The sequence below is a fragment of the Anaeromassilibacillus sp. SJQ-1 genome, assembly GCF_046693725.1.
Classification (GTDB): Bacteria; Bacillota; Clostridia; order Oscillospirales; family Acutalibacteraceae; genus Anaeromassilibacillus.
Genome location: NZ_JBKEIV010000013.1, coordinates 1 through 18,803 on the forward strand (window position 1 = coordinate 1; position 18,803 = coordinate 18,803).

The following is an 18,803-nucleotide window of genomic DNA, read 5'->3' on the forward strand; positions in this document are numbered from 1 at the left end:
GTACGTTCCCTTTGAAGAGTCTCTTTTTTCTCCATCCATAGGTGTTTATCATTCTTTTGGAATTGCTATTCTTCAGTTCGTCAAACACGGATGGAAACAAATCGACTCCATATCGGATGTCTCGACAGATTACAATTTTGTGGCCAAACTAGCACAGCGTTGTACAAGGGGGCAATTACATCCCGTACACCTGATCGATGTGATTCAAGATTCTATCTGAGCATTTCAGCATGTTTGCTCACAGTTTTCTGTGGGCTTTTTTGTGTTGCCCTTATAGCCTCTCTATAAAAATTTTCTGTATAGCAGCTAAAAGACTGATAAGGTGGGACGTCATTGCCAGACGCAATCTTGTACCAAACTGGTTCTGATATGATTCTACTATCCCATTCCCTAAATTTTCCTACTTAACTCATGCGGTGGCATTCCACCAGTCTCTGCCTGTACTCCCTGAAAGACAAAAAGACATCTGTGTAAGGAGCAAAATCGGGCAGAAAATTGGCAGCCATATGATTTCACGTTGTAATTGAGCTGCAAGTCGAAGTCACGAAAAGCTGACATCTACTTAAGGATGCGTTTCCATTTTAATTAATAAATAATTTATATGCTATTTCAAAGCTGTGGCTGTCTGATCTATGGGTTCAGAGTGCATTGTAACTTGATGACAGACTGTGATCTGCACCAAATTCGTTTTTGGTTGGATATAGACACCTACAATTCACAATTAAAAACCGGGACAAGATCTTGGTTGCGACCAAATCTTGCCCCGGTTTTTGTGCTTATCTTAAATTTTCTCGGCTGCATTTAGAACTCGGAACGATCAAGTTCCGTACCACTTCATTTTCAATGGATTACACTCTTTTCAGTTTCTTCATACAGAACACAATCTCGACTTCTATCAAAAAACGTCTCTCTTTAAAGTACAGTATATCCTGTCCAGCCAGTGCTCCAAAAATCGTTCCATGCCACGCAACCGTAAGAATTCAGCGGTTTCATCACACTCAACCCGCCGCTGGACGATAGCACACATAGCAAGATAAACCGTTGAATGAACCCGCTCGTGCTTTTATCCGTATGAAAATGAAGTAGGTGCGCCCCATTCGATTTCCACATGTTTTCATGAACACTCTTATCAATACACTCTTATTCCCCACCATTTTTTCTCTTGGAATCCTTGGATGTATGTATGGATTCCTTTGAAAACTTTCGGGAATGCAAAAACGATCAAACCCAGAGACATCAGCAAATGTATAGGAATCCAGCTTTTCCCGTACGATTTTGGAAATTTCAGAATAGATCTCATGAAACCGGCAACTCGCTGTATGCGTACAGGAATATTCTCTTTGCTGGCAACGGCTGATTACATAAGGGCCTTCTACCGATTCAATTACCTGACGCAATGTGATTTCCCCCGGCGGATGTGCCAGCAGGTATCCCCGCGCGCCCCTTTGTAAGAGATCATAATATCATCTGCAACCAATTTTCGTAAAATTTTCAAAGCAAAGCGCAGGGGCACATGCGTTTCTTCGGCGATTGTACGCGCATCCACCTTCTGGTCGGCCGACGCAGAAACTCTACAAATCCGCACCGCATAATCCGCCTCCAAAGTCATGTGCATGATTCTTCACTCCTAGTCCAAAAAGTCCTTCAGCTTTTTGCTGCGGCTCGGATGGCGGAGTTTGCGCAGTGCTTTTGCTTCAATTTGGCGGATACGTTCACGGGTCACGTTGAACTCCTTACCCACTTCTTCCAAAGTGCGCGAACGGCCATCCTCCAAGCCAAAACGTAGACTGAGCACCTTCTCCTCACGGGGAGTCAACGTATCCAGTACATCGGCAAGCTGCTCTTTCAAAAGCGTATGGGAGGCCGCATCCTGTGGAGCAGGCGCGTCGTCGTCAGGGATGAAATCCCCCAGATGGCTGTCCTCTTCTTCACCGATCGGCGTCTCCAAAGAAACCGGTTCTTGCGCCACCCGCATAATCTCCCGCACCTTATCCACCGGCATGTCCAACTCCGCAGAGATTTCTTCTGCACTCGGTTCATGGCCGTTCGTGTGCAATAACTGGCTGGAAACCTTTTTTACCTTATTGATGGTTTCCACCATATGAACCGGGATCTCGGATCGTCCTTGCCTCGGTCTCGCAATGGCGCGAGGTAATCGCCTGCCGAATCCACCAGGTCGCATAGGTTGAAAATTTAAATCCCTTCGTATCATCAAACTTCTCGACTGCTTTGATGAGGCCCAGATTTCCCTCTTGAATCAGATCGAAAAATTGCATTCCCACGCGCCAAATAACGCTTCGCAAACGCTGACAACCAGACGCAGGTTCGCCTCCGAAAGACGCTTTTTAGCCGCCTCGTCGCCGTCTTTGATTCGAATCGCAAGGTCAATTTCTTCTTCTGGAGAAAGCAGCGGCACACGGCCAATTTCCTTGAGATACACTTTGACCGGATTGTCGATCGCAATGCCCTCCGTGCTTAGGCTGGACTCCAAATTCTCATCGGAGACGGCCTCTGCGGCAAAATCGATGTCGTCCAAGGGAGCGTCTGCAAAATCTTCAATGATCTCAACGCCCTGCGCTTCCAACGTATCATAGAACTTTTCGATCTGCTCTGGCTCAAAGTCCAGCTCTCCAAGAGCATCGAGAATCTCTTTTGTCGAGAGCTGCCCTTTCGCCTTCCCTTGTTCAATCAATTCTCGAATGACCGTTTTTTTGTCCGGTGTTGCTCCAGTTCCCATTGTACATCCCCCTATTTCTTCTTAGCCTTCAGTTCCGCCAGGTATGCTTCGATACTCTGGGTCGGAACGGCGGCCACATCCTCCACACGGAGTTTTGCATGTTCTTCTTCAATCACGTTTATATATTCCTGTGCATCCTTCCAAGTGGCGGATGCATCGTGATGTTTGGCAAAAATTCGGGCAATCGCGCCGATCTCATCGACGGAAAATTCCCCCGAAATATCTGTAAGGCTATAGTCCTTGCCATCCATAATTTTCCCCATAATCACCTGATATACGCGGCGATTAAAGGAAGTGGAAAATTTTTCAGGCGGCAAACGTCCATAAATCTCCTCTGCACGATCCGGATATTTGACAAGATACGCAAGCAACGCTTCTTCCGCACTAGCAGCCCGCAAGTTCTTTGCCTTGTCAGGATTGATGTCGTCGCCAATCCCCGCTGTCTGCTGTTGAAATGCGCGAAATTGTCTCTGCTGCTGTTGTTTTTGGCGCTTCTTGCTGTTTTTATCCACCTGCATCATAATGGCCGAACGATCGATGCCGATCTCTTCCGCCAGTTTTCCTGCATAAACTTCCTGTTCCATCCGGCTTTCCAAGGTTGCCAACAGTTCTGCCGCCCCCGTCAAATAGGCAACTCGTCCGTCCGCACTTTCCATATTGCAGGACCTTCGAATTTTCGCTAGGCGGTACTCGACATCATTTCCGCAGGCATCCAAAAGCTGTTTAAACCGGGCCGGGCCCTGTTCGCCATAGGAACGTATGTACTCATCCGGATCTTTCCTCCCACGATGTTAAGCACTTTCACCAGCAATCCCGCATCGCGCAACATCGGAATCGCTCGAGCGGTCGCCTTTTGTCCCGCTTCATCGGCATCGTAACAGATGACCACTTCTTTGGCATAACGGGACATCAATCGCGCCTGATCCGTTGTCAATGCAGTTCCTAGCGTGGCCACTGCATTGGAAAATCCCGCTTGGTGCAACGCAATTACATCCATATATCCCTCGGCCAAAATCAACTGTTGGCTTCCTTGGTTTTTTGCAAAGTTCAGCGCAAAGAGCGCATCGCTCTTCCGAAAAACCAGGGTATCCGAAGTATTTAAATATTTGGGTTTGGCATCGGTGAGCACCCGCCCGCCAAAGGCAATGACATTACCCCGCAGGTCGATGATCGGGTACATGACCCGACCGGAAAAACGATCTACCGCACGGCCACTACGTCCTTTAAAAGCGACATTCGCTTGAATCATTTCCGACGGTTGGTACCCTTTCTGAGCCAAGTAGTCCACCAAAGCATAGCGGGAGGGCGGGGAATACCCCAACCCAAAGTGACGAATGGTCGCCTGCGTCAATCCACGGTCTTGAAGATAAGCAAGCCCCGGTCTCCCCTGTTCCGACATCAACATCGCGTGGTAAAACCGAGCCGTCTCACGGTTGATCTCCAGTACCCGTGCGCGCAGTTTGGCCATCCCATCGTCTACCCGATTTTCAGGGACCTGCAAACCGGCGCGCTGTGCCAGAAATCGCACTGCTTCCATATAGTCCAAGTTTTCTATACGGCGGATAAAGGTGATAACATCCCCTCCAACGCCGCACCCAAAGCAATAAAACGAACCGTTCTCCGGGTACACATTAAAGGACGGCGTCTTTTCATTGTGGAAGGGACACAATCCCACCAAATTCCTGCCGCTGCGCCGCAGGCCGACATAGGAAGACACCACATCGCTAATATCGCTGCGCATCTTCAGTTCCTGCAGAAAAGCTTCCGGCAAGGGCATAATTGCAATTCCCCCATTTTCTTCTGTCAATAATGGCTCCAAGCCTCGGGAATATAGATATTTTGAAAGAGCCGGATCGCATAATGATCCGTCATTCCCGCTAGATAATCGCAGGCAGCTCGTTCGCAGCCTTCCTCCTCTGCTATCCGCCGCATATCATCCGGAAGATGTGCAGGATTCTTTAAATAGGTAAAAAGGATTTCAATCAGCGTTGGAACCTTTTTTTCTTCCCCTTTTGCATAAGGATTGTAATAAACCCGCTGATACATAAAAGAATTCAATTCATCAAAGGCTTCTTTACACGCTGGGTCCATACGAATCTGACCGTCTTGGCTATTGTCCACCACAGCATTGACCAAACAATTGATTCTTGCAGATTTGCTTGTTCCCAAAAGATTGGTAATCTCCTTTGGAATTTGGGATTCTTCTAACACGCCTGCGCGCTCTGCATCGTCAATATCGTGGTTGATATACGCTATGCGATCGGCATAGCGCACAATTTGCCCCTCTAATGTAGAAGCCTCCTGGCCATGTGTATGGTGCAGAATCCCGTCACGCACCTCTTTTGTAAGGTTAAGGCCCAAGCCGTTTTTTTCCAGTTTTTCCACTACACGAACACTTTGCTCATAATGGCGGAAACCCCCAGGAAAAATTTCGTTTAATGCGCGCTCTCCCGCATGTCCAAATGGCGTGTGCCCCAAGTCATGTCCCAAGGAGATTGCCTCTGTCAAATCCTCATTCAGCCGCAATGCCCGGGCGATTGTACGCGCGATCTGTGCGACCTCCAATGTATGGGTCAGGCGCGTCCGGTAGTGATCGCCTTCTGGCGACAAAAAGACCTGTGTTTTTCGTTTCAAACGGCGAAATGCTTTACAATGGATAATTCGATCCCGATCCCTCTGATAGGGAGTCCGGAGATCACATTCCTCTTCCGGTCGGTCTCTGCCCTTAGTATTGCGTGAAAGGGAGGCATAGGGTGAGAGGATCTGTTCTTCAATCTGCTGCGTTCGTTCTCTGACATTCATCATTCGGCGCACCTTCTTTCCCAAAAGATTGACCGGTTCCATGAAAGATTGCGCAGAATTCTGTTTCTTTCTTCTACAGAGCGCACACGGTTTCAAAGAACCTGTCGTTATTGATTATATATGCGGCAAAGTGCGGATTTCCTGCATCATTATTTAAAAATCTCAAAAAATTTTTTTCCTTCTTCCTGGATCTCCACGGAACCACAGGTTGCGTCCGCCAGTTTTGGCCGCATCCGTTCCAAATCTATATCGCTCATATGGAAGTTTATGGTCACACGCTCGCCAAAGTCTGCATCGTCAATGATCCCTCCGCACTCCGGAATCAACGCTTGTAAACGTCCATACTGATTATAGTCACAAGAAAGCGACGATAAGATGCATTCGCGCATCGTAACGATCCCCGCCGCTTCTAATGCAATGGACGCTCCGTGCGAATAAGCGCGTACCAAGCCGCCTGCTCCCAACAAAACACCGCCAAAATAGCGCGTGACAACAACGACTACATCGGTAACGCCGGATTTTTGCAGTACATCCAATGTCGGGATTCCTGCCGTTCCCTGCGGTTCACTGTCATCCGAATAACGTTTGATCTGTCCATCGCGCAAAGAATAGGCATAAACATTGTGGGTGGCATCCCAATAAGTTGCCTTCATTTCATTGATAAAGGCAATTGCTTCTTCTTCTGTTTTTACAGGGGCTGCATGGCCAATAAAACGCGACCGGCGTTCGACAAATTCGTCTTCCGCCCGTTTTAAGACTGTTTTATATTCTGTCATAATGCGCCTCCGATTGGTTCAGACAAAACAGAAGGCGACGCAAAATCTCTTTGCGCCGCCCAGTTCATCAAAAAGAAACCCGAATTATTTTTTGTCCTGCATGCCATAACGCTTCTTAAACATATCAACACGACCGCTCGTATCGACCAGCTTCTGCTTACCGGTAAAGAACGGATGGCATTTGGAGCATATTTCAACGCGGATGTTTTCCTTCGTGGATCTCGTCTCAATCACGTTGCCACAAGCGCAGGTAATCGTCGTTTCTTTATACTTCGGATGGATCGCTTCCTTCATTTATGTCACCTCTTTCACCCAAACTGCAACCTAACGTTTGAATTTTAACATAGAACGACTAAAAATGCAAGTAGTTCCGGCACAATTTTTCTGTATTTCAATTTGCCGCTTGCTGCCTAACATACTGTGCATATTCTTCCAAACACATGGAATATTCCCGCATTTTGATCGCATTGTCCGTTCCGACATAACGAAAGCAAGACGGCGTATAATCGGTCCCAGTGATGCTGGTTTTATTTTCTGGATAGCGGAGTACAAAGCCATAATTTACGCTGTTCTTCATCAGCCACTGATACGCCTGTGACTGTTCAAACGGAACGCCCTCCTCCGAAGCTGCAAACTCCACCAGCATCCCCGTTTGATGCTCATTGTAACCGCCACGTCCAATCGTCTTTTGCGCTTGATCCTCGGCGCGCACTTGGCTGTACCCTTCCTGTTCCATCAATTGCTGAATCTTCGCATGGTATTGTGCATCCTGGTCTTCCTTGGAAACGTAACCGCTGGCAATTTTTAGTGTGCAACCAGCATTTCTTGCATCTTCAACCATCCGCTCAAGTGCCTCCACAATTCGTTCTTCAAAAGGCACCCCTTCATATTTTTCTAATTGCACCACGAAGTCTTCGGAAAGTGGTGAATCTGCATTCACAACCACCAGATTAAATGTATTATCATATACCGGCAATTCTGTCTCCGAAGAGACTGATGGCTGTGAAGAGACTGGAACACTGCTCGAAGAGGTATCAAAAGGATGTTGAATCTCAATCCAAGCCAAAACTGCTCCGGCTGCCACAGAAATACATAGGGCAACTACCACAAATGTCATTACAATTTTGATTTTGCGCACCTGGTCCGCTTTTCTCCAGCTTGCACGCGTTTTTACAACTTTTTCTCCCTTATTTCTGCGCATCCCTTCCGCTCCTTCATTCTGGCATTTTAGTCTTTTTATACTCTATTGTAACGCCAATTCCAAATTTTTTCAATAAAACTGCGTTTCCTTGTACAGGAAATGGAAAAAGTAAAATGGGATTGCTTTCTTGACATCATATCTTGTATACTATATATTGAAAAAATTTTGAAATCCGATCTTTCAACAATAAGGATGGCGTTATTATGAGAAAAACAAAAATTATCTGTACGCTTGGCCCCGCGACGGATGATGAATCTGTTTTGCGGGAATTGATGCTCGCGGGTATGGATGTCGCCCGACTAAATTTTTCCCATCAAACCAATGCAGAGCAAAAAGTTCGTATCGACATGGTTAAAAAACTTCGTGAAGAACTGAAACTTCCCATTGCGCTTCTCCTGGATACCAAAGGCCCGGAAATCCGCACCGGAAATTTCTCTAAGTCTAAGGTCACGTTGGAAGAAGGACATACATTCACCCTGACGACACGTGACGTAGTTGGCGATGAAAACATTGTCAGCATCACATTTCCACGCCTACCACAGGAAGTTTCGCAGGGATCCAAAATTCTGATTGACGATGGTTTGATTGAACTGCGCGTAGAATCCTGTACCGACACAGACATCGTGTGCACGGTTGTCAACGGTGGCGTAGTTTCTTCCCACAAGGGAATTAATGTGCCGGGCGCCCATCTCTCCCTACCCTTTATCAGCGATAAAGACCGGGAGGATATTGCCTTTGGCGTCGAACAAGGATTTGACTTTATCGCGGCTTCCTTTACACGTACAGCCCAAGATATTCTCGATCTGCGTGCAGAGCTTGAGAAGCACGATTGCCACAAAATCCGCATCATTGCTAAAATCGAAAACGCAGACGGTGTATCCAATATCGACGAAATTTTGCGTGTATCCGACGGCATTATGGTCGCCCGCGGCGACCTTGGTGTTGAAATCCCACTTCAGGAAATTCCGGTCATTCAGAAGGAACTTATCAAAAAAGGATACAACGCCGGTCTACAGGTGATTACCGCCACGCAGATGCTTGATTCTATGATGAAGAATCCTCGTCCCACACGTGCAGAGGCCACTGATGTCGCCAATGCAATTTATGACGGCACCAGTGCAATTATGCTCTCCGGCGAAACCGCCGCGGGTAAGTATCCGATTCAGGCGCTTAAGACGATGTCCACGATTGCTGAACGTACCGAACAGGACATTGATTATAAAAATCGGTTTAAAAAGCGCGATATCGACGAACAGCCCAATGTAACCTCGGCAATTTCCCATGCAACCGTCACAACCGCCCATGATCTTGGGGCTGTTGCCATCATGACTGTTTCTAAATCAGGAAAAACCGCCCGCATGATTTCCAAATACCGCCCCTGCTGTCCGATCATCAGTGGGACAACCGACCCGACTGTCCTTCGCCAAATGAATCTTTCTTGGGGCGTTATCCCAATTATGGTGGATGAAAAAGACAACACAGATGAGTTATTCAATCACGTGGTAGATGTAGCACGCAGTAAGGGCCTTGTCAAAAATGGCGATTTGACCGTCATCACCGCAGGTGTGCCTCTGGGTATCTCTGGAACAACAAACCTTTTGAAGGTTCAGTTGGTCGGTGACGTTCTTCTTTCCGGCATGGGTGTGACCAAGAACATTGTGTGTGGCAATCTTTGTGTTTGCAACAACGAAGAAGAAGCGCATGCCACGTTCAAAACCGGCGATATTTTGGTTATCCCACAGACCACCAATGGGGTATTGACCTTAATGAAGTCTGCTACTGGTATTATCACAGAGCAGGGTGGTTCCAATTCTCATGCAGCGATTGTCGGGCTTGCTCTGGACAAACCTGTCATTGCGGGCGCTGCACATGCTACACAGATTCTAAAAAGTGGTACAACCGTCACGCTAGATGCTTCCCGCGGTATTGTATTCAGCGGCATTACACAATAATTCTCGATTATGATGTGAAACCCCGGTGTTCCAATCATCCGATGGTTTTATCATTAAAGTTCAATAATAAGCTTCAAAACCCCCGGCATCCGTTCGAACGCCGGGGGTTTTCCAGCTTTAACTCAGTTCAATGCTCCATGATATAAAATTCTCTCTGTTACCGTACATTTTCGTTTTCTGCCCGTTCCGTCCTACAGGACATACATCCTGTATTTGAACATGGAAAAGAAGGCATTCAAACCGTACAGGGCTCCTATTGAGATTATTTCTCCTCTCAATCGAGTGGATAGAGCGCAGAATCTGATTTTTCATTGATCCGTCGGAGAACACGGCATGGATTTCCCACAGCAACACTATTTTCTGGTATATCCTTGGTGACGACGCTTCCCGCTCCAATGACACTTCCCTTTCCAATATGCACGCCTGGCAGAAGAATGGCACCTCCGCCAATCCAACAGCCATCTCCAATGGCAACGGGAAGTGCATAGGTCCGGCAAAAATACTCCCCACTTTCCGGAGACCAATTAGGCGTCAATCGCTCTGCCAACTCTACCGGATGGGTTGCTGTATAAATTTGTACATTGGAGGCAATCAGAACATTATCGCCTACCACAATACGGTTGCAATCCACAAAGGTACAGTTCATATTGATGGACACGTTATTCCCCAAATAAATATTACGCCCATAGTCACATGTGAACGATGTTCCAATGGACACGTTTGTCCCTAAACCGCCCAACATTTCTTCCAATATTTTTCTCTTTTGTTCTTTTTGATCATATGGCAACGCATTATATGCGGCAAGTAAACTTCGCGCTTTACGTTTAAACTCTAAAAAGATTGGGTCATGACAATTATACCATTCGCCCGCCATACATTTTTCCAGCTCATTTTTCATCTATTGTACGCCCTCCTCCCTCTGTCGCCGAGAACTTCCAATTCAAAAGTTCCCTATTAAACCGCTCCAAACGCCCATATAACATCCTATGTTCCAGGCATATCGCTTTATATGATACAATAACACATCTGGTAAAAGATTTAAGAAAATGCCCCTGAGCAAACAGATAACGATCTGTTGCCCTGGGGCATTTTTACTCATATAAACTTATACAGGATGTACCTGCTTCTCGGCATTCGAAAGCGAACTATTGATACCGTATTCTGCATCTCTACGCTTCTTGAAGAAATCCAACGCCACCTTCGGGAACTGTGCATAGGAGAGCACATCCTCTTCCTGCTCGGACCATTCGGCGACCTCTGCGCGGAGTTTTTCAAGCTCCGGCTCTAACAAGTCGGCCGGGCGGCAAGTGATCGGCGTCTCATCGCCAATAATCTTCTTACGGAACTCCGGATCGATCGCAACCGGTGTCGTACCATACTTACCGGCAACAAGATCCTTGAATTCCTTCGTGCACATCTTGTAACGTTCTCCGGTAATCACATTGTATACAGCCTGTGTACCAACGATCTGAGAGGTCGGTGTGACCAACGGCGGATAGCCGGAGTCCTTACGCACACGCGGCACTTCTTTGAGCACATCCTCGAGTTTGTCGGCCTTTCCCGCCTGCTTCAGCTGAGACAGCAGATTGGAAAGCATTCCACCTGGAACCTGATATACCAGAGCCTTGGTATTGGTAGCCAGCATGGAGGGGTCCAGAAGGCCGCTCTTGATGTACTTAGCACGCAACGGCATAAAATATTCACGGATCTCGTTCAACAGTTTGAGATCTAAGCCTGTATCATACTTGGTGCCCTGCAAAGCTGCAACCATAGATTCCGTCGGCGCATGGGACGTACCCAGTGCCAACGGGGACATCGCTGTGTCGATCATATCGACGCCCGCTTCGATTCCCTTCATCAAGCACATGGAAGCCAAGCCGGAAGTATAATGTGTATGCAGCTGAATCGGAATCTTAACAGCGCCCTTCAAAGACTTGACCAAATCATAGGTCTCATACGGCGTGAGAAGCGCCGCCATATCTTTAATGCAGATCGAATCCGCACCCGCATTTTCGATCCGCTTCGCATACTTCACATAGTAATCGGTCGTAAAGACCGGACCTGTCGTATAAGAAATTGCAACCTGTGCGTGGCCGCCCTCTTTCTTCGCCGCCTTAATCGCAGTCTGCAAATTCTTAATATCATTCAGAGCGTCAAAAATACGGATGATATCAATACCATTCGCAATGGAACGCTGTACCAAGTATTCCACAACGTCGTCCGCATAATGACGATAGCCCAACATATTCTGGCCGCGGAACAACATCTGCAGCTTTGTATTCGGGCAATGCTTACGGGTTGTGCGCAGTCTCTCCCACGGATCTTCGTTCAGAAACCGAAGGCAAGCATCATACGTAGCGCCGCCCCAGCACTCCAAGGAATGAAAACCAACCTGATCCAGCTTTTCCAAAATCGGCAGCATATCGCCGATCGGCATTCTGGTTGCAATCAGGGACTGATGCGCGTCACGCAGCACCACTTCGGTAATTCCAATTTTTTTATTAGCCATAGTTTGATACGTCCCTCCTAAAATATGATTCCGGATCTGTGTAAAAACTCTTACTGGAGGGAAACGAGCGCCGTACCGGACTCAACGCTGTCGCCTTTATTGACATGAACAGCTGCAACTGTCGCGTCATGGGGCGCCATGATCTCATTTTCCATCTTCATAGCTTCCAAAACAACCAACACGTCGCCCTTCTTGACTGCCTGGCCAGCCTTTACATTGATCGACATAATGGTACCTGGCATCGGAGAGGAAACCACCTCAGCACCAGCCGCCGGTGCAGCCGCCTTCGGAGCCGGAGCAGCTTTTGGAGCTGGAGCCGGAGCAGCCGCCGGTGCTGCAGGAGCAGCGCCGCCGCTAACTTCTTCTACCTGCACATCATAAGGAGTGCCGTTTACTGTAATTTTGAGCGTTTTCATATCGTAATCCTCCTGACAGTAATGACAAAATTTAAATCAAAACAAACAGACGCTTAAATCTGAATATTGGAGTGTTTCTTCGGCAGTCTGGACACACGCTTGCCATCCAACATCTCGAGGTTGGCGATGACTCTTGCGCGCGTCTCCGCAGGATTGATAATATCCTCAATAAAGCCCTCGGCCGCGGCTGCAAACGGGGTTGCCTCCGTCGCTTTATACTCCTCAATCAGTTTATTGCGGGCGTCTTTCGTATTGCCGGACTTCTTTAAGCGGTCGCTCCACAGGAACATTGCCGCTGTCTGCGGCGCCAACGGACAAACCACTGCATTTGCCCAAGCCATTGTATAGTCGGCATTTGCACCACGGCCGGCAACTGCAATATATACCGGGCCATATGCTTCCCCTGTAATGACCGTAATCTTGGCGGTTGTTGCCTCCGAATAGGCATTGCTCAACTTTGCAGCCTCTCGCACAGAAGTAAATTCCTTGGCATCTACCAATGTAACCACAGGGATCGAGAACGCATCGCAGAAGCGTACAAACCGCGCTGCCTTGGAGCAGGAGTCTGCATCCAAAACGCCGTTTAATGCAACAATTCCTACGGTAGAGCCATCAATCTGCGCCAAACCGGTCACTGCAGAAGTGCCAAAAGCGGAGTTCAGCTCAACAAAACTGCCTTTATCCGAAATGGCTTCCACAACCTTTTTGGCATCCGCACCTGCGGCAAGGGCTGCTTCCGCGCTGTCGGAGGATTCAAACACCGGTGCACCAGCCAGATTGTTGGAGGGAAGAACCGCCAGCAACTTGCGAACCTGCTCCATTGCCTCTTTGTCGTCCTTCGCTACCACATGGCAGATTCCCAGCTTTGCAGCATCGTCTGCTGCGCCGTCTTTACCGGTAGTGTCAATGGTCAGCTGTGCTTTTTCCGTCATCACAACGATGTCTGCGCTCGCAGCAATCATCGCAGAGGTACCCAGGCATGGTCCGAGCACAAGGGAGATCTGCGGCACAACACCGGAGAGGTTGTTGTTTCCCAAAAGGATTTCGCCGTAAGCGGCCAGCATATCCGCTCCCTGGTTCAAGCGGCCTCCGATGGAATCGTAAATTCCTACAACCGGCGAACCGGTTTTGACTGCTAAATCATAGATCTTCTTGATCTTCGCCGCCTGTGCCTTGGACATTGCGCCGCCGTCTACGTCGCTGTTCTGGACAAAGGCATATACCGGACAGCCGTCCACTTCGCCGTAGCCCGCTACAACTTCTGCAGAACCGTCGCCCGACTTTGCAAAACTGTCGACCTCATTGAAGGTGCCTTCGTCAAACAAGGCGGTGATGCGCTGGAACCCCTTCGTCTTTGCCGCAGCCTCGCGGGAAGCCTGCAGCCGTTCCGCACTGTTTCCTGTGCTCATGATGATAATTCCTCCATTCTATCGGTTGGGTGCTACTCTGCTTGTCCACCGATTCGGTGAATAAACAGTTGAAAAATACAATGAAAAGTTATCGCAATAAATAGATTATCACAATTGTTTTCATTATAATATATTCCAAAAGTCTTGACAAGAGTTTCTTCGGGAATTCATCCTCAATCTTTACAGATTTTCACAATCTTTGACAAGTCACAAACAAACTTTTTTCCTTCAGGAAGAAAACCGACTCCCTTCAAAAGCGTCCCCAGACCCGGAATCTCTGTTTCTATGCGATAGGCCCCTTTATTGGCGCCATAGGATGCAGCGGCCCGCATCAAGCTGTCTGAACAAACGCGAGCGTTCAGATCCGGCTGTTCCAAATTTGAGCCGAATACTTCCATTTTACGCATCCGCAGAACGGAATCCTTCATATCCACTGCTACATAACCCAGCTCATCTATCGGATCGCCCATTACCAAAACGGCGGCGTTGTCCCCTCTGTCCGGCAGATCTTCCAACACTGCCTCCACCCGTTTGGAATCTTGTAGTGGAAGAATAGTAATCATGTTTTGCTTCCCCTTTCCGGTTTATTTGAGTTTGCTGGACATGCTTGTCCGACTTCGCTCCAGCCATTAAACGCTTCACTTCTTCTCCGGTGAGCTCCCGCCATTTTCCCGGCTGAAGCATCCCCAGGCGTACGGGGCCGATGGCGATCCGCTTTAAACGCGCAACTTCAAGGCCCAGTGCCTCACACATTTTTCGAATCTCACGATTGCGCCCCTCGTGCAGCACCATCTCCAGCACGACTCGTCCCGGTTCCTGGGACAACACGCGTACATCGGCGGGCGCCGTCTTTCTTCCCTCGATCTCAATTCCCACTGCCATCTGGGTGAGTTGATCCTCCGTAATGGAAGGACGTACTGTCACCCGATATGTTTTGGGCACATGCTTAGAAGGATGCATCATCGCATTGGCGAATGCACCGTCGTTTGTCATTAGAAGGAGCCCCTCGGAATCCCGATCCAGCCGGCCCACCGGATAAATTCGTTCAGGGATCTCCCGAACCAGCTCTGCCACACATTTCCGGTCCATCTCATCGTTCATAGTTGTGATAAAACCGCGTGGCTTGTGAAGCATAATGTATACGTCCTGTGCACGGGATTCCACCGGTTTCCCCTTTACTGTGACCTTGTCTTTCTTCGGGTCCACCTTATCCCCGACCTTTGCAATGCTTCCGTTGACGCGCACCTCGCCGGCTGCAATCATTTCCTCCGCCTTACGGCGAGAAGCAATGCCGCAGTCGGCGAGCATTTTCTGTAATCTTATTTCTTTAGCCATCCATTCAACATCCTTTTGTTATTTCTCAATCCATCTGAAACAGACTCCGTATGGACTCCCATACCTGCTTCCAGAAAGGTTTCTCCTGGGGAGGCTGTTCCGCACACGCTTGCGCAAGTAGCGCCGTCTCTGCAATCGTTTGGCCGTCCAATACATAACGTACCCGTCCAACCGCTTGCTGTTCCATCACGGGTGCATATACAAAGCGCGGTAACTCTACAAGACGCTCAACGCGTGCCGCTGCCCCCCGCGGAATCACGACCGTTTCTCCCCTGGTTCCTTGTACCTGCACAGTGGAAGTCAACCCGCCGGTGACCGGCAAGGCGACACAATAACCACTGTCGTCTACCGGAAAGGATTCCAACTGAGTGAATCCATAATCCATCAGAGCAATATGATCGTTCCAATCGTCCGGAGCGTTCAAAGTTACTGCGATCAGGCGCACCCCATCGCGTTCCGCCGCTGAAACCAGACAACGGCCCGATTTCTTTGTAAACCCTGTTTTTACACCAATACAGCCCTCATACATGCTCAACAGCTTATTATGATTGGTATACCGCCGGGTCTGCTCCGGCGAGACAAAGGAAATGTTCATCGCCTTTTGCCCCACGATGGCCGCGAAATCGGGATTTTTCATTGCCGCAGCAGCCAATGTTGCCATATCGCGCGCGGTGGAATAATGCGCTTCATCGTCCAACCCCGAAGGCGTAACAAAATGCGTATGTTCCATGCCCAGCTCTTGGGCACGCAGATTCATTTTCTCTGCAAAAGCTTCCGTCGAACCAGCCACCGCAATTGCCACTGAATTTGCTGCATCATTTCCGGAGACAATCAACATCCCAGCCGCCAGGCTTTTCAGCGTCAGGCGATCCCCAGGCTGCAACCCCATGGAAGACCCCTCCACTCGCACCATCGGTTCGGTGATCGTGACCACTGGGTCATTTGTTGCAGCTGTCTCCAAAGCGATTAAGGCTGTCATAATCTTAGTTGTGCTAGCCATCGAACGCTGTTCGTCCGCATTTTTCTCATAGAGCACCTGCCCGCTGTCTGCATGGATAAGAATTGCCGCCTGAGCTGATACCTGAGGTTCCCCTACTGCATATGCAACCGGCGCAACGCGGACAGACATCCAAAAAATGAAAGCACCTGCCAAGAGAAAACAAATTGATTTTTTACACAAAGCAACCACCTGCCCATAAAAGGTATATGCAGGCGGCTGCTCATTTTCAGTATTGGATTTATTCTGCCGGGGATTCTGCGGAAGTTTCCGATTTTTTCGCTTTCTTTTCCTCACTCTTTTTGCTGACAAGGCCGCTGATCTTGTCCACAACGTCCGGCACCATACCAACAATCCGGTCCAGCCGAGCTGTTGTACAAATCGATCTGTAAAAGTTTCACATTCCCATTGGAAATCGTCAGAAATGCGATCGGATTTATAGAGATACCTGCGCCGGTACCACCTCCAAAAAACTCCTTGGTACTTTGCACTTTAGAAGGGAAATCCGAACCTCCGGATGCAAAGCCATAAGAGATCTTGGAAATGGGGATGATGATGGTGCCGTCCGGGGCTGTAATCGGATCTCCAACAATGGAATTGACATCCACCATCTGCTTAATTTTTTCCAAGGTGGTATTCATCATACCTTCGATCGGATGGTCGCTCATGTTTGATACACCGCCTTTTTCAATATGGTTATAATCCTTGTATTTCTATGGCACACGGCGTTTATTCTGCACGGGTAACTCCAGCTTTATGACGCGCGCTGTGCCGCTTGTCCACTATCCTTTTGAATCTGGATAAAATGCCAAAAAGCGCTTAAACTGCTTGTGATTAAAAAGAGAAGCCGGATACGCGCCTGAAATTCCAGAACAGCACGACTCTCTTCCCGATCAAAATCCGGTGTGATTTGCACATGGTAACGTTTACAGACACTGTTTTGCAAGAAAACGCTCAACGCCGTACAGACTACACCACATACATAGCCATAATGCAGGGCAGCCTGCGCGGCATCCTCGTCTGCCACCACAATTTCTAAATGCAGGCGCGTCACGACTAGATGTGAAAAAAGCTTGCGAGCCACTCCCACCGCTACTTCGCCAACTTGACGGAGGAGTTCCAACAAACCTGAAACACCCTTCTGTTTCCAGTATTTCCTGAAATTTTGATTTCTTGTGTTCCTGTGGCTCCTTTTTTCTTCGATTCTGGTTGTTTCTGTTTAGCTTTTTTCGGCTTTTTTTTCTGTGGCGCCACTTGATAAGTAAAGCACAAATAGCGCACCTTGATCTCCAGCTTCTCCCGAAAGTCCGCCGTAACCGCCACCGGACAGATCATAAGAAAAAGCAGCCCCAATAAGATTCCAAGGCTAATCCACAAAGCCGTCATAGACGCGCCCCCTTAGCTTTCATCTTCCCCCTCACGCTCCTTCTCAGACTCCTCCTTCTTATGTGGCAAGGGTGGGAGTTCGTTGAGGGAAGAGATATTGAGGCACCGCAAAAAGTCAGACGTCGTCCCATAGAGCAAAGGCCGTCCTGGTAACTCCAACCTCCCGCGTTCCTCAATCAGCCCTTTTGCTGTTAAACTTCCCGACACGCCAGAGCAGTCCACACCCCGGATCTGCTCCACAAACGCCTTTGTCACCGGCTGATTATAGGCGACAATCGCCAATACCTCCATCGCGGCCTGTGAAAGCGGTGTATTTCTATGAAGATCCAGCGCTTGACGAATCTCCTCCGCATAGATGGGATTGCTACACATCTGGTAAGAATCCTCCAATTTCACAATGCGGACCCCGCCATCCTCCTTATTAAAATCATCCATCACACTTTGCAAGAGCTTGGCTGCGGTCGCCCGGTCCAAAGAAAGCACCTGGGCCACGCGGTCCGTCGAAACCGAATCCCCGCTGGCAAAGAGGATTGCCTCTATTGCTCCTCGGATCTTTTTGATTTCCAATGCCGTTCACCGCCATCCATCAAATTTACTGTAGCCGCTTCGCCTTCTCCTTCAATACGCACGCGTTTCCCCTTGACAAGTTCCAGTACCGCCAAAAAGGTTGCCACCAGATCGGACTTTTCCCGCTTTTCAACAAACAAGCTCTCGTACGCAATGGATTTCACTTTCCACAATCTTCGAAGTACGTAGACAATCTGTGAAGTAACGGACACAATCCGGTGGGTAACAATTCCAGAAAACGACTGTGGCGAAGGCGGCAACACCCGCTTTCCTCGCCCTGCCGCACTCAAGTAAGCTGCCAATATCTCCCGGGGATCATGATGCCGTTTATAGCTCTTATCCAGTTCCACTTCAGCTGGTTCTCGCACATAAATATTATAATTAAACCGCTCTGTCAATTGTGCCGCAACTTGCTTGCACTCCTGATATTCAAGCAACTGACCGGTCAACTCTTGCCGGAGTGCCTCCATCTCCTCATGTTTTGGAAGAAGCGAAACCGTTTTCATGTATACCAAGCGGGCGGCCATCTCTAAAAACTCACTGGCAATGTCCATATCAGCTTCCTGCATGGCATTGATCTGCTCCATATATTGATCTAAAAGCTCTGAAATCTGAATATCGCAAATATCGAGCTTATTCTTGGTAATCAGATAGAGCAGGAGATCCAAGGGCCCCTCAAACGTCTCCAACTTATAGGATAGCTTTTCCATGGCTCC

At 48.5% G+C, this 18,803-nt stretch carries 20 protein-coding genes and 2 pseudogenes; 2 read left to right on the top strand and 20 right to left on the bottom strand.

What is annotated here, in order from left to right:
* On the top strand, positions 1 to 220 hold a 220-nt coding region (locus ACGCCZ_RS04370; protein WP_411655385.1), incomplete at its 5' end, for a DUF6514 family protein.
* Positions 221 to 998: 778 nt separating this feature from the next.
* Here ACGCCZ_RS04370 and ACGCCZ_RS04375 read toward each other — a convergent pair.
* The 9 genes and pseudogenes from ACGCCZ_RS04375 to ACGCCZ_RS04415 form a co-directional block, all read right to left on the bottom strand.
* Positions 999 to 1,397 (bottom strand): Rrf2 family transcriptional regulator, encoded by a 399-nt coding sequence (locus ACGCCZ_RS04375; protein WP_411655386.1) that lies wholly within the window; start codon positions 1,395 to 1,397, stop codon positions 999 to 1,001.
* The gene (locus ACGCCZ_RS04380) at positions 1,385 to 1,615 is read right to left on the bottom strand and encodes a hypothetical protein (protein WP_411655387.1); all 231 of its coding nucleotides are present in this window, start codon (positions 1,613 to 1,615) and stop codon (positions 1,385 to 1,387) included. The genes ACGCCZ_RS04375 and ACGCCZ_RS04380 overlap by 13 nt, the downstream gene beginning before the upstream one ends.
* 12 nt (positions 1,616 to 1,627) lie before the next feature.
* A pseudogene (rpoD, locus tag ACGCCZ_RS04385) lies at positions 1,628 to 2,737 on the bottom strand (RNA polymerase sigma factor RpoD).
* Between the two features lie 11 nt (positions 2,738 to 2,748).
* A complete protein-coding gene (locus ACGCCZ_RS04390) occupies positions 2,749 to 3,393 on the bottom strand; it encodes a DnaB-like helicase N-terminal domain-containing protein (RefSeq protein WP_411655388.1) in 645 nt (214 codons plus the stop codon).
* Between the two features lie 23 nt (positions 3,394 to 3,416).
* Positions 3,417 to 4,556: a DNA primase gene (gene dnaG / locus ACGCCZ_RS04395; protein WP_411655389.1), complete on the bottom strand. Its 1,140-nt coding sequence runs from the start codon at positions 4,554 to 4,556 to the stop codon at positions 3,417 to 3,419.
* Positions 4,541 to 5,539, bottom strand: coding sequence for a deoxyguanosinetriphosphate triphosphohydrolase (locus ACGCCZ_RS04400; RefSeq protein WP_054323178.1), 999 nt, complete (start codon positions 5,537 to 5,539; stop codon positions 4,541 to 4,543). The genes dnaG and ACGCCZ_RS04400 overlap by 16 nt, the downstream gene beginning before the upstream one ends.
* A 149-nt stretch (positions 5,540 to 5,688) precedes the next feature.
* Positions 5,689 to 6,315 carry a YigZ family protein gene (locus ACGCCZ_RS04405; protein ID WP_411655390.1) on the bottom strand — a complete coding sequence of 209 codons (627 nt, stop codon included), beginning with the start codon at positions 6,313 to 6,315 and terminating at the stop codon, positions 5,689 to 5,691.
* An 84-nt stretch (positions 6,316 to 6,399) separates the two neighbouring features.
* On the bottom strand, positions 6,400 to 6,609 hold the full coding sequence (rpmE, locus tag ACGCCZ_RS04410) for a 50S ribosomal protein L31 (RefSeq protein ID WP_054323125.1): 210 nt from the start codon (positions 6,607 to 6,609) through the stop codon (positions 6,400 to 6,402).
* A gap of 97 nt (positions 6,610 to 6,706) precedes the next feature.
* Positions 6,707 to 7,516, bottom strand: coding sequence for a M15 family metallopeptidase (locus tag ACGCCZ_RS04415; RefSeq protein ID WP_054323126.1), 810 nt, complete (start codon positions 7,514 to 7,516; stop codon positions 6,707 to 6,709).
* A gap of 203 nt (positions 7,517 to 7,719) precedes the next feature.
* On the opposite strand from ACGCCZ_RS04415, the gene pyk reads away from it, so the two are divergent.
* Positions 7,720 to 9,468 (top strand): pyruvate kinase, encoded by a 1,749-nt coding sequence (gene pyk / locus ACGCCZ_RS04420; protein ID WP_054323127.1) that lies wholly within the window; start codon positions 7,720 to 7,722, stop codon positions 9,466 to 9,468.
* Between the two features lie 274 nt (positions 9,469 to 9,742).
* On the opposite strand, the gene ACGCCZ_RS04425 is transcribed toward pyk, so the two are convergent.
* From ACGCCZ_RS04425 to ACGCCZ_RS04475, 11 genes and pseudogenes are all read right to left on the bottom strand, one after another.
* Positions 9,743 to 10,366 carry a sugar O-acetyltransferase gene (locus tag ACGCCZ_RS04425; RefSeq protein ID WP_054323128.1) on the bottom strand — a complete coding sequence of 208 codons (624 nt, stop codon included), beginning with the start codon at positions 10,364 to 10,366 and terminating at the stop codon, positions 9,743 to 9,745.
* A 207-nt stretch (positions 10,367 to 10,573) separates the two neighbouring features.
* The gene (locus tag ACGCCZ_RS04430) at positions 10,574 to 11,977 is read right to left on the bottom strand and encodes an oxaloacetate decarboxylase subunit alpha (RefSeq protein ID WP_411655391.1); all 1,404 of its coding nucleotides are present in this window, start codon (positions 11,975 to 11,977) and stop codon (positions 10,574 to 10,576) included.
* A 50-nt stretch (positions 11,978 to 12,027) separates the two neighbouring features.
* Positions 12,028 to 12,393: a biotin/lipoyl-containing protein gene (locus ACGCCZ_RS04435; protein ID WP_054323130.1), complete on the bottom strand. Its 366-nt coding sequence runs from the start codon at positions 12,391 to 12,393 to the stop codon at positions 12,028 to 12,030.
* Positions 12,394 to 12,446: 53 nt separating this feature from the next.
* Entirely contained in the window at positions 12,447 to 13,802 is a 1,356-nt protein-coding gene (locus ACGCCZ_RS04440; RefSeq protein WP_054323131.1) for an acyl-CoA carboxylase subunit beta, read from the bottom strand.
* A gap of 173 nt (positions 13,803 to 13,975) precedes the next feature.
* Complete coding sequence (locus ACGCCZ_RS04445; RefSeq protein ID WP_054323132.1) at positions 13,976 to 14,272, bottom strand: hypothetical protein; 297 nt, start codon at positions 14,270 to 14,272, stop codon at positions 13,976 to 13,978.
* A gap of 145 nt (positions 14,273 to 14,417) precedes the next feature.
* Positions 14,418 to 15,137: pseudogene (locus tag ACGCCZ_RS04450) on the bottom strand (pseudouridine synthase); the annotation flags it as partial.
* A 25-nt stretch (positions 15,138 to 15,162) separates the two neighbouring features.
* Positions 15,163 to 16,266: a D-alanyl-D-alanine carboxypeptidase family protein gene (locus ACGCCZ_RS04455; RefSeq protein WP_411655392.1), complete on the bottom strand. Its 1,104-nt coding sequence runs from the start codon at positions 16,264 to 16,266 to the stop codon at positions 15,163 to 15,165.
* 161 nt (positions 16,267 to 16,427) lie between these two features.
* Positions 16,428 to 16,802, bottom strand: coding sequence for a GerW family sporulation protein (ytfJ, locus tag ACGCCZ_RS04460; protein WP_411655393.1), 375 nt, complete (start codon positions 16,800 to 16,802; stop codon positions 16,428 to 16,430).
* A gap of 86 nt (positions 16,803 to 16,888) precedes the next feature.
* Positions 16,889 to 17,260, bottom strand: a complete 372-nt coding sequence (locus tag ACGCCZ_RS04465) for a DUF2953 domain-containing protein (protein ID WP_411655394.1) — start codon at positions 17,258 to 17,260, stop codon at positions 16,889 to 16,891.
* Positions 17,261 to 17,532: 272 nt separating this feature from the next.
* Positions 17,533 to 18,087 (bottom strand): SMC-Scp complex subunit ScpB, encoded by a 555-nt coding sequence (scpB, locus tag ACGCCZ_RS04470; RefSeq protein WP_411655395.1) that lies wholly within the window; start codon positions 18,085 to 18,087, stop codon positions 17,533 to 17,535.
* Positions 18,057 to 18,797 (bottom strand): segregation and condensation protein A, encoded by a 741-nt coding sequence (locus tag ACGCCZ_RS04475; RefSeq protein ID WP_411655396.1) that lies wholly within the window; start codon positions 18,795 to 18,797, stop codon positions 18,057 to 18,059. Before ACGCCZ_RS04475 ends, scpB begins: the two co-directional genes overlap by 31 nt.
* Between the last annotated feature and the right edge of the window lie 6 nt (positions 18,798 to 18,803).

Excerpts from the sequence above, each read along its gene's own strand:
- ACGCCZ_RS04380 (WP_411655387.1), bottom strand. The coding sequence starts at position 1,615 with ATGCACATGACTTTGGAGGCGGATTATGCGGTGCGGATTTGTAGAGTT.
- ACGCCZ_RS04390 (WP_411655388.1), bottom strand. The coding sequence starts at position 3,393 with ATGGAAAGTGCGGACGGACGAGTTGCCTATTTGACGGGGGCGGCAGAA.
- ACGCCZ_RS04400 (WP_054323178.1), bottom strand. The coding sequence starts at position 5,539 with ATGAATGTCAGAGAACGAACGCAGCAGATTGAAGAACAGATCCTCTCA.
- ACGCCZ_RS04405 (WP_411655390.1), bottom strand. The coding sequence starts at position 6,315 with ATGACAGAATATAAAACAGTCTTAAAACGGGCGGAAGACGAATTTGTC.
- rpmE (WP_054323125.1), bottom strand. The coding sequence starts at position 6,609 with ATGAAGGAAGCGATCCATCCGAAGTATAAAGAAACGACGATTACCTGC.
- ACGCCZ_RS04415 (WP_054323126.1), bottom strand. The coding sequence starts at position 7,516 with ATGCGCAGAAATAAGGGAGAAAAAGTTGTAAAAACGCGTGCAAGCTGG.
- pyk (WP_054323127.1), top strand. The coding sequence starts at position 7,720 with ATGAGAAAAACAAAAATTATCTGTACGCTTGGCCCCGCGACGGATGAT.
- ACGCCZ_RS04425 (WP_054323128.1), bottom strand. The coding sequence starts at position 10,366 with ATGAAAAATGAGCTGGAAAAATGTATGGCGGGCGAATGGTATAATTGT.
- ACGCCZ_RS04430 (WP_411655391.1), bottom strand. The coding sequence starts at position 11,977 with ATGGCTAATAAAAAAATTGGAATTACCGAAGTGGTGCTGCGTGACGCG.
- ACGCCZ_RS04435 (WP_054323130.1), bottom strand. The coding sequence starts at position 12,393 with ATGAAAACGCTCAAAATTACAGTAAACGGCACTCCTTATGATGTGCAG.
- ACGCCZ_RS04440 (WP_054323131.1), bottom strand. The coding sequence starts at position 13,802 with ATGAGCACAGGAAACAGTGCGGAACGGCTGCAGGCTTCCCGCGAGGCT.
- ACGCCZ_RS04445 (WP_054323132.1), bottom strand. The coding sequence starts at position 14,272 with ATGGGCGATCCGATAGATGAGCTGGGTTATGTAGCAGTGGATATGAAG.
- ACGCCZ_RS04455 (WP_411655392.1), bottom strand. The coding sequence starts at position 16,266 with ATGTCTGTCCGCGTTGCGCCGGTTGCATATGCAGTAGGGGAACCTCAG.
- ytfJ (WP_411655393.1), bottom strand. The coding sequence starts at position 16,802 with ATGAGCGACCATCCGATCGAAGGTATGATGAATACCACCTTGGAAAAA.
- ACGCCZ_RS04475 (WP_411655396.1), bottom strand. The coding sequence starts at position 18,797 with ATGGAAAAGCTATCCTATAAGTTGGAGACGTTTGAGGGGCCCTTGGAT.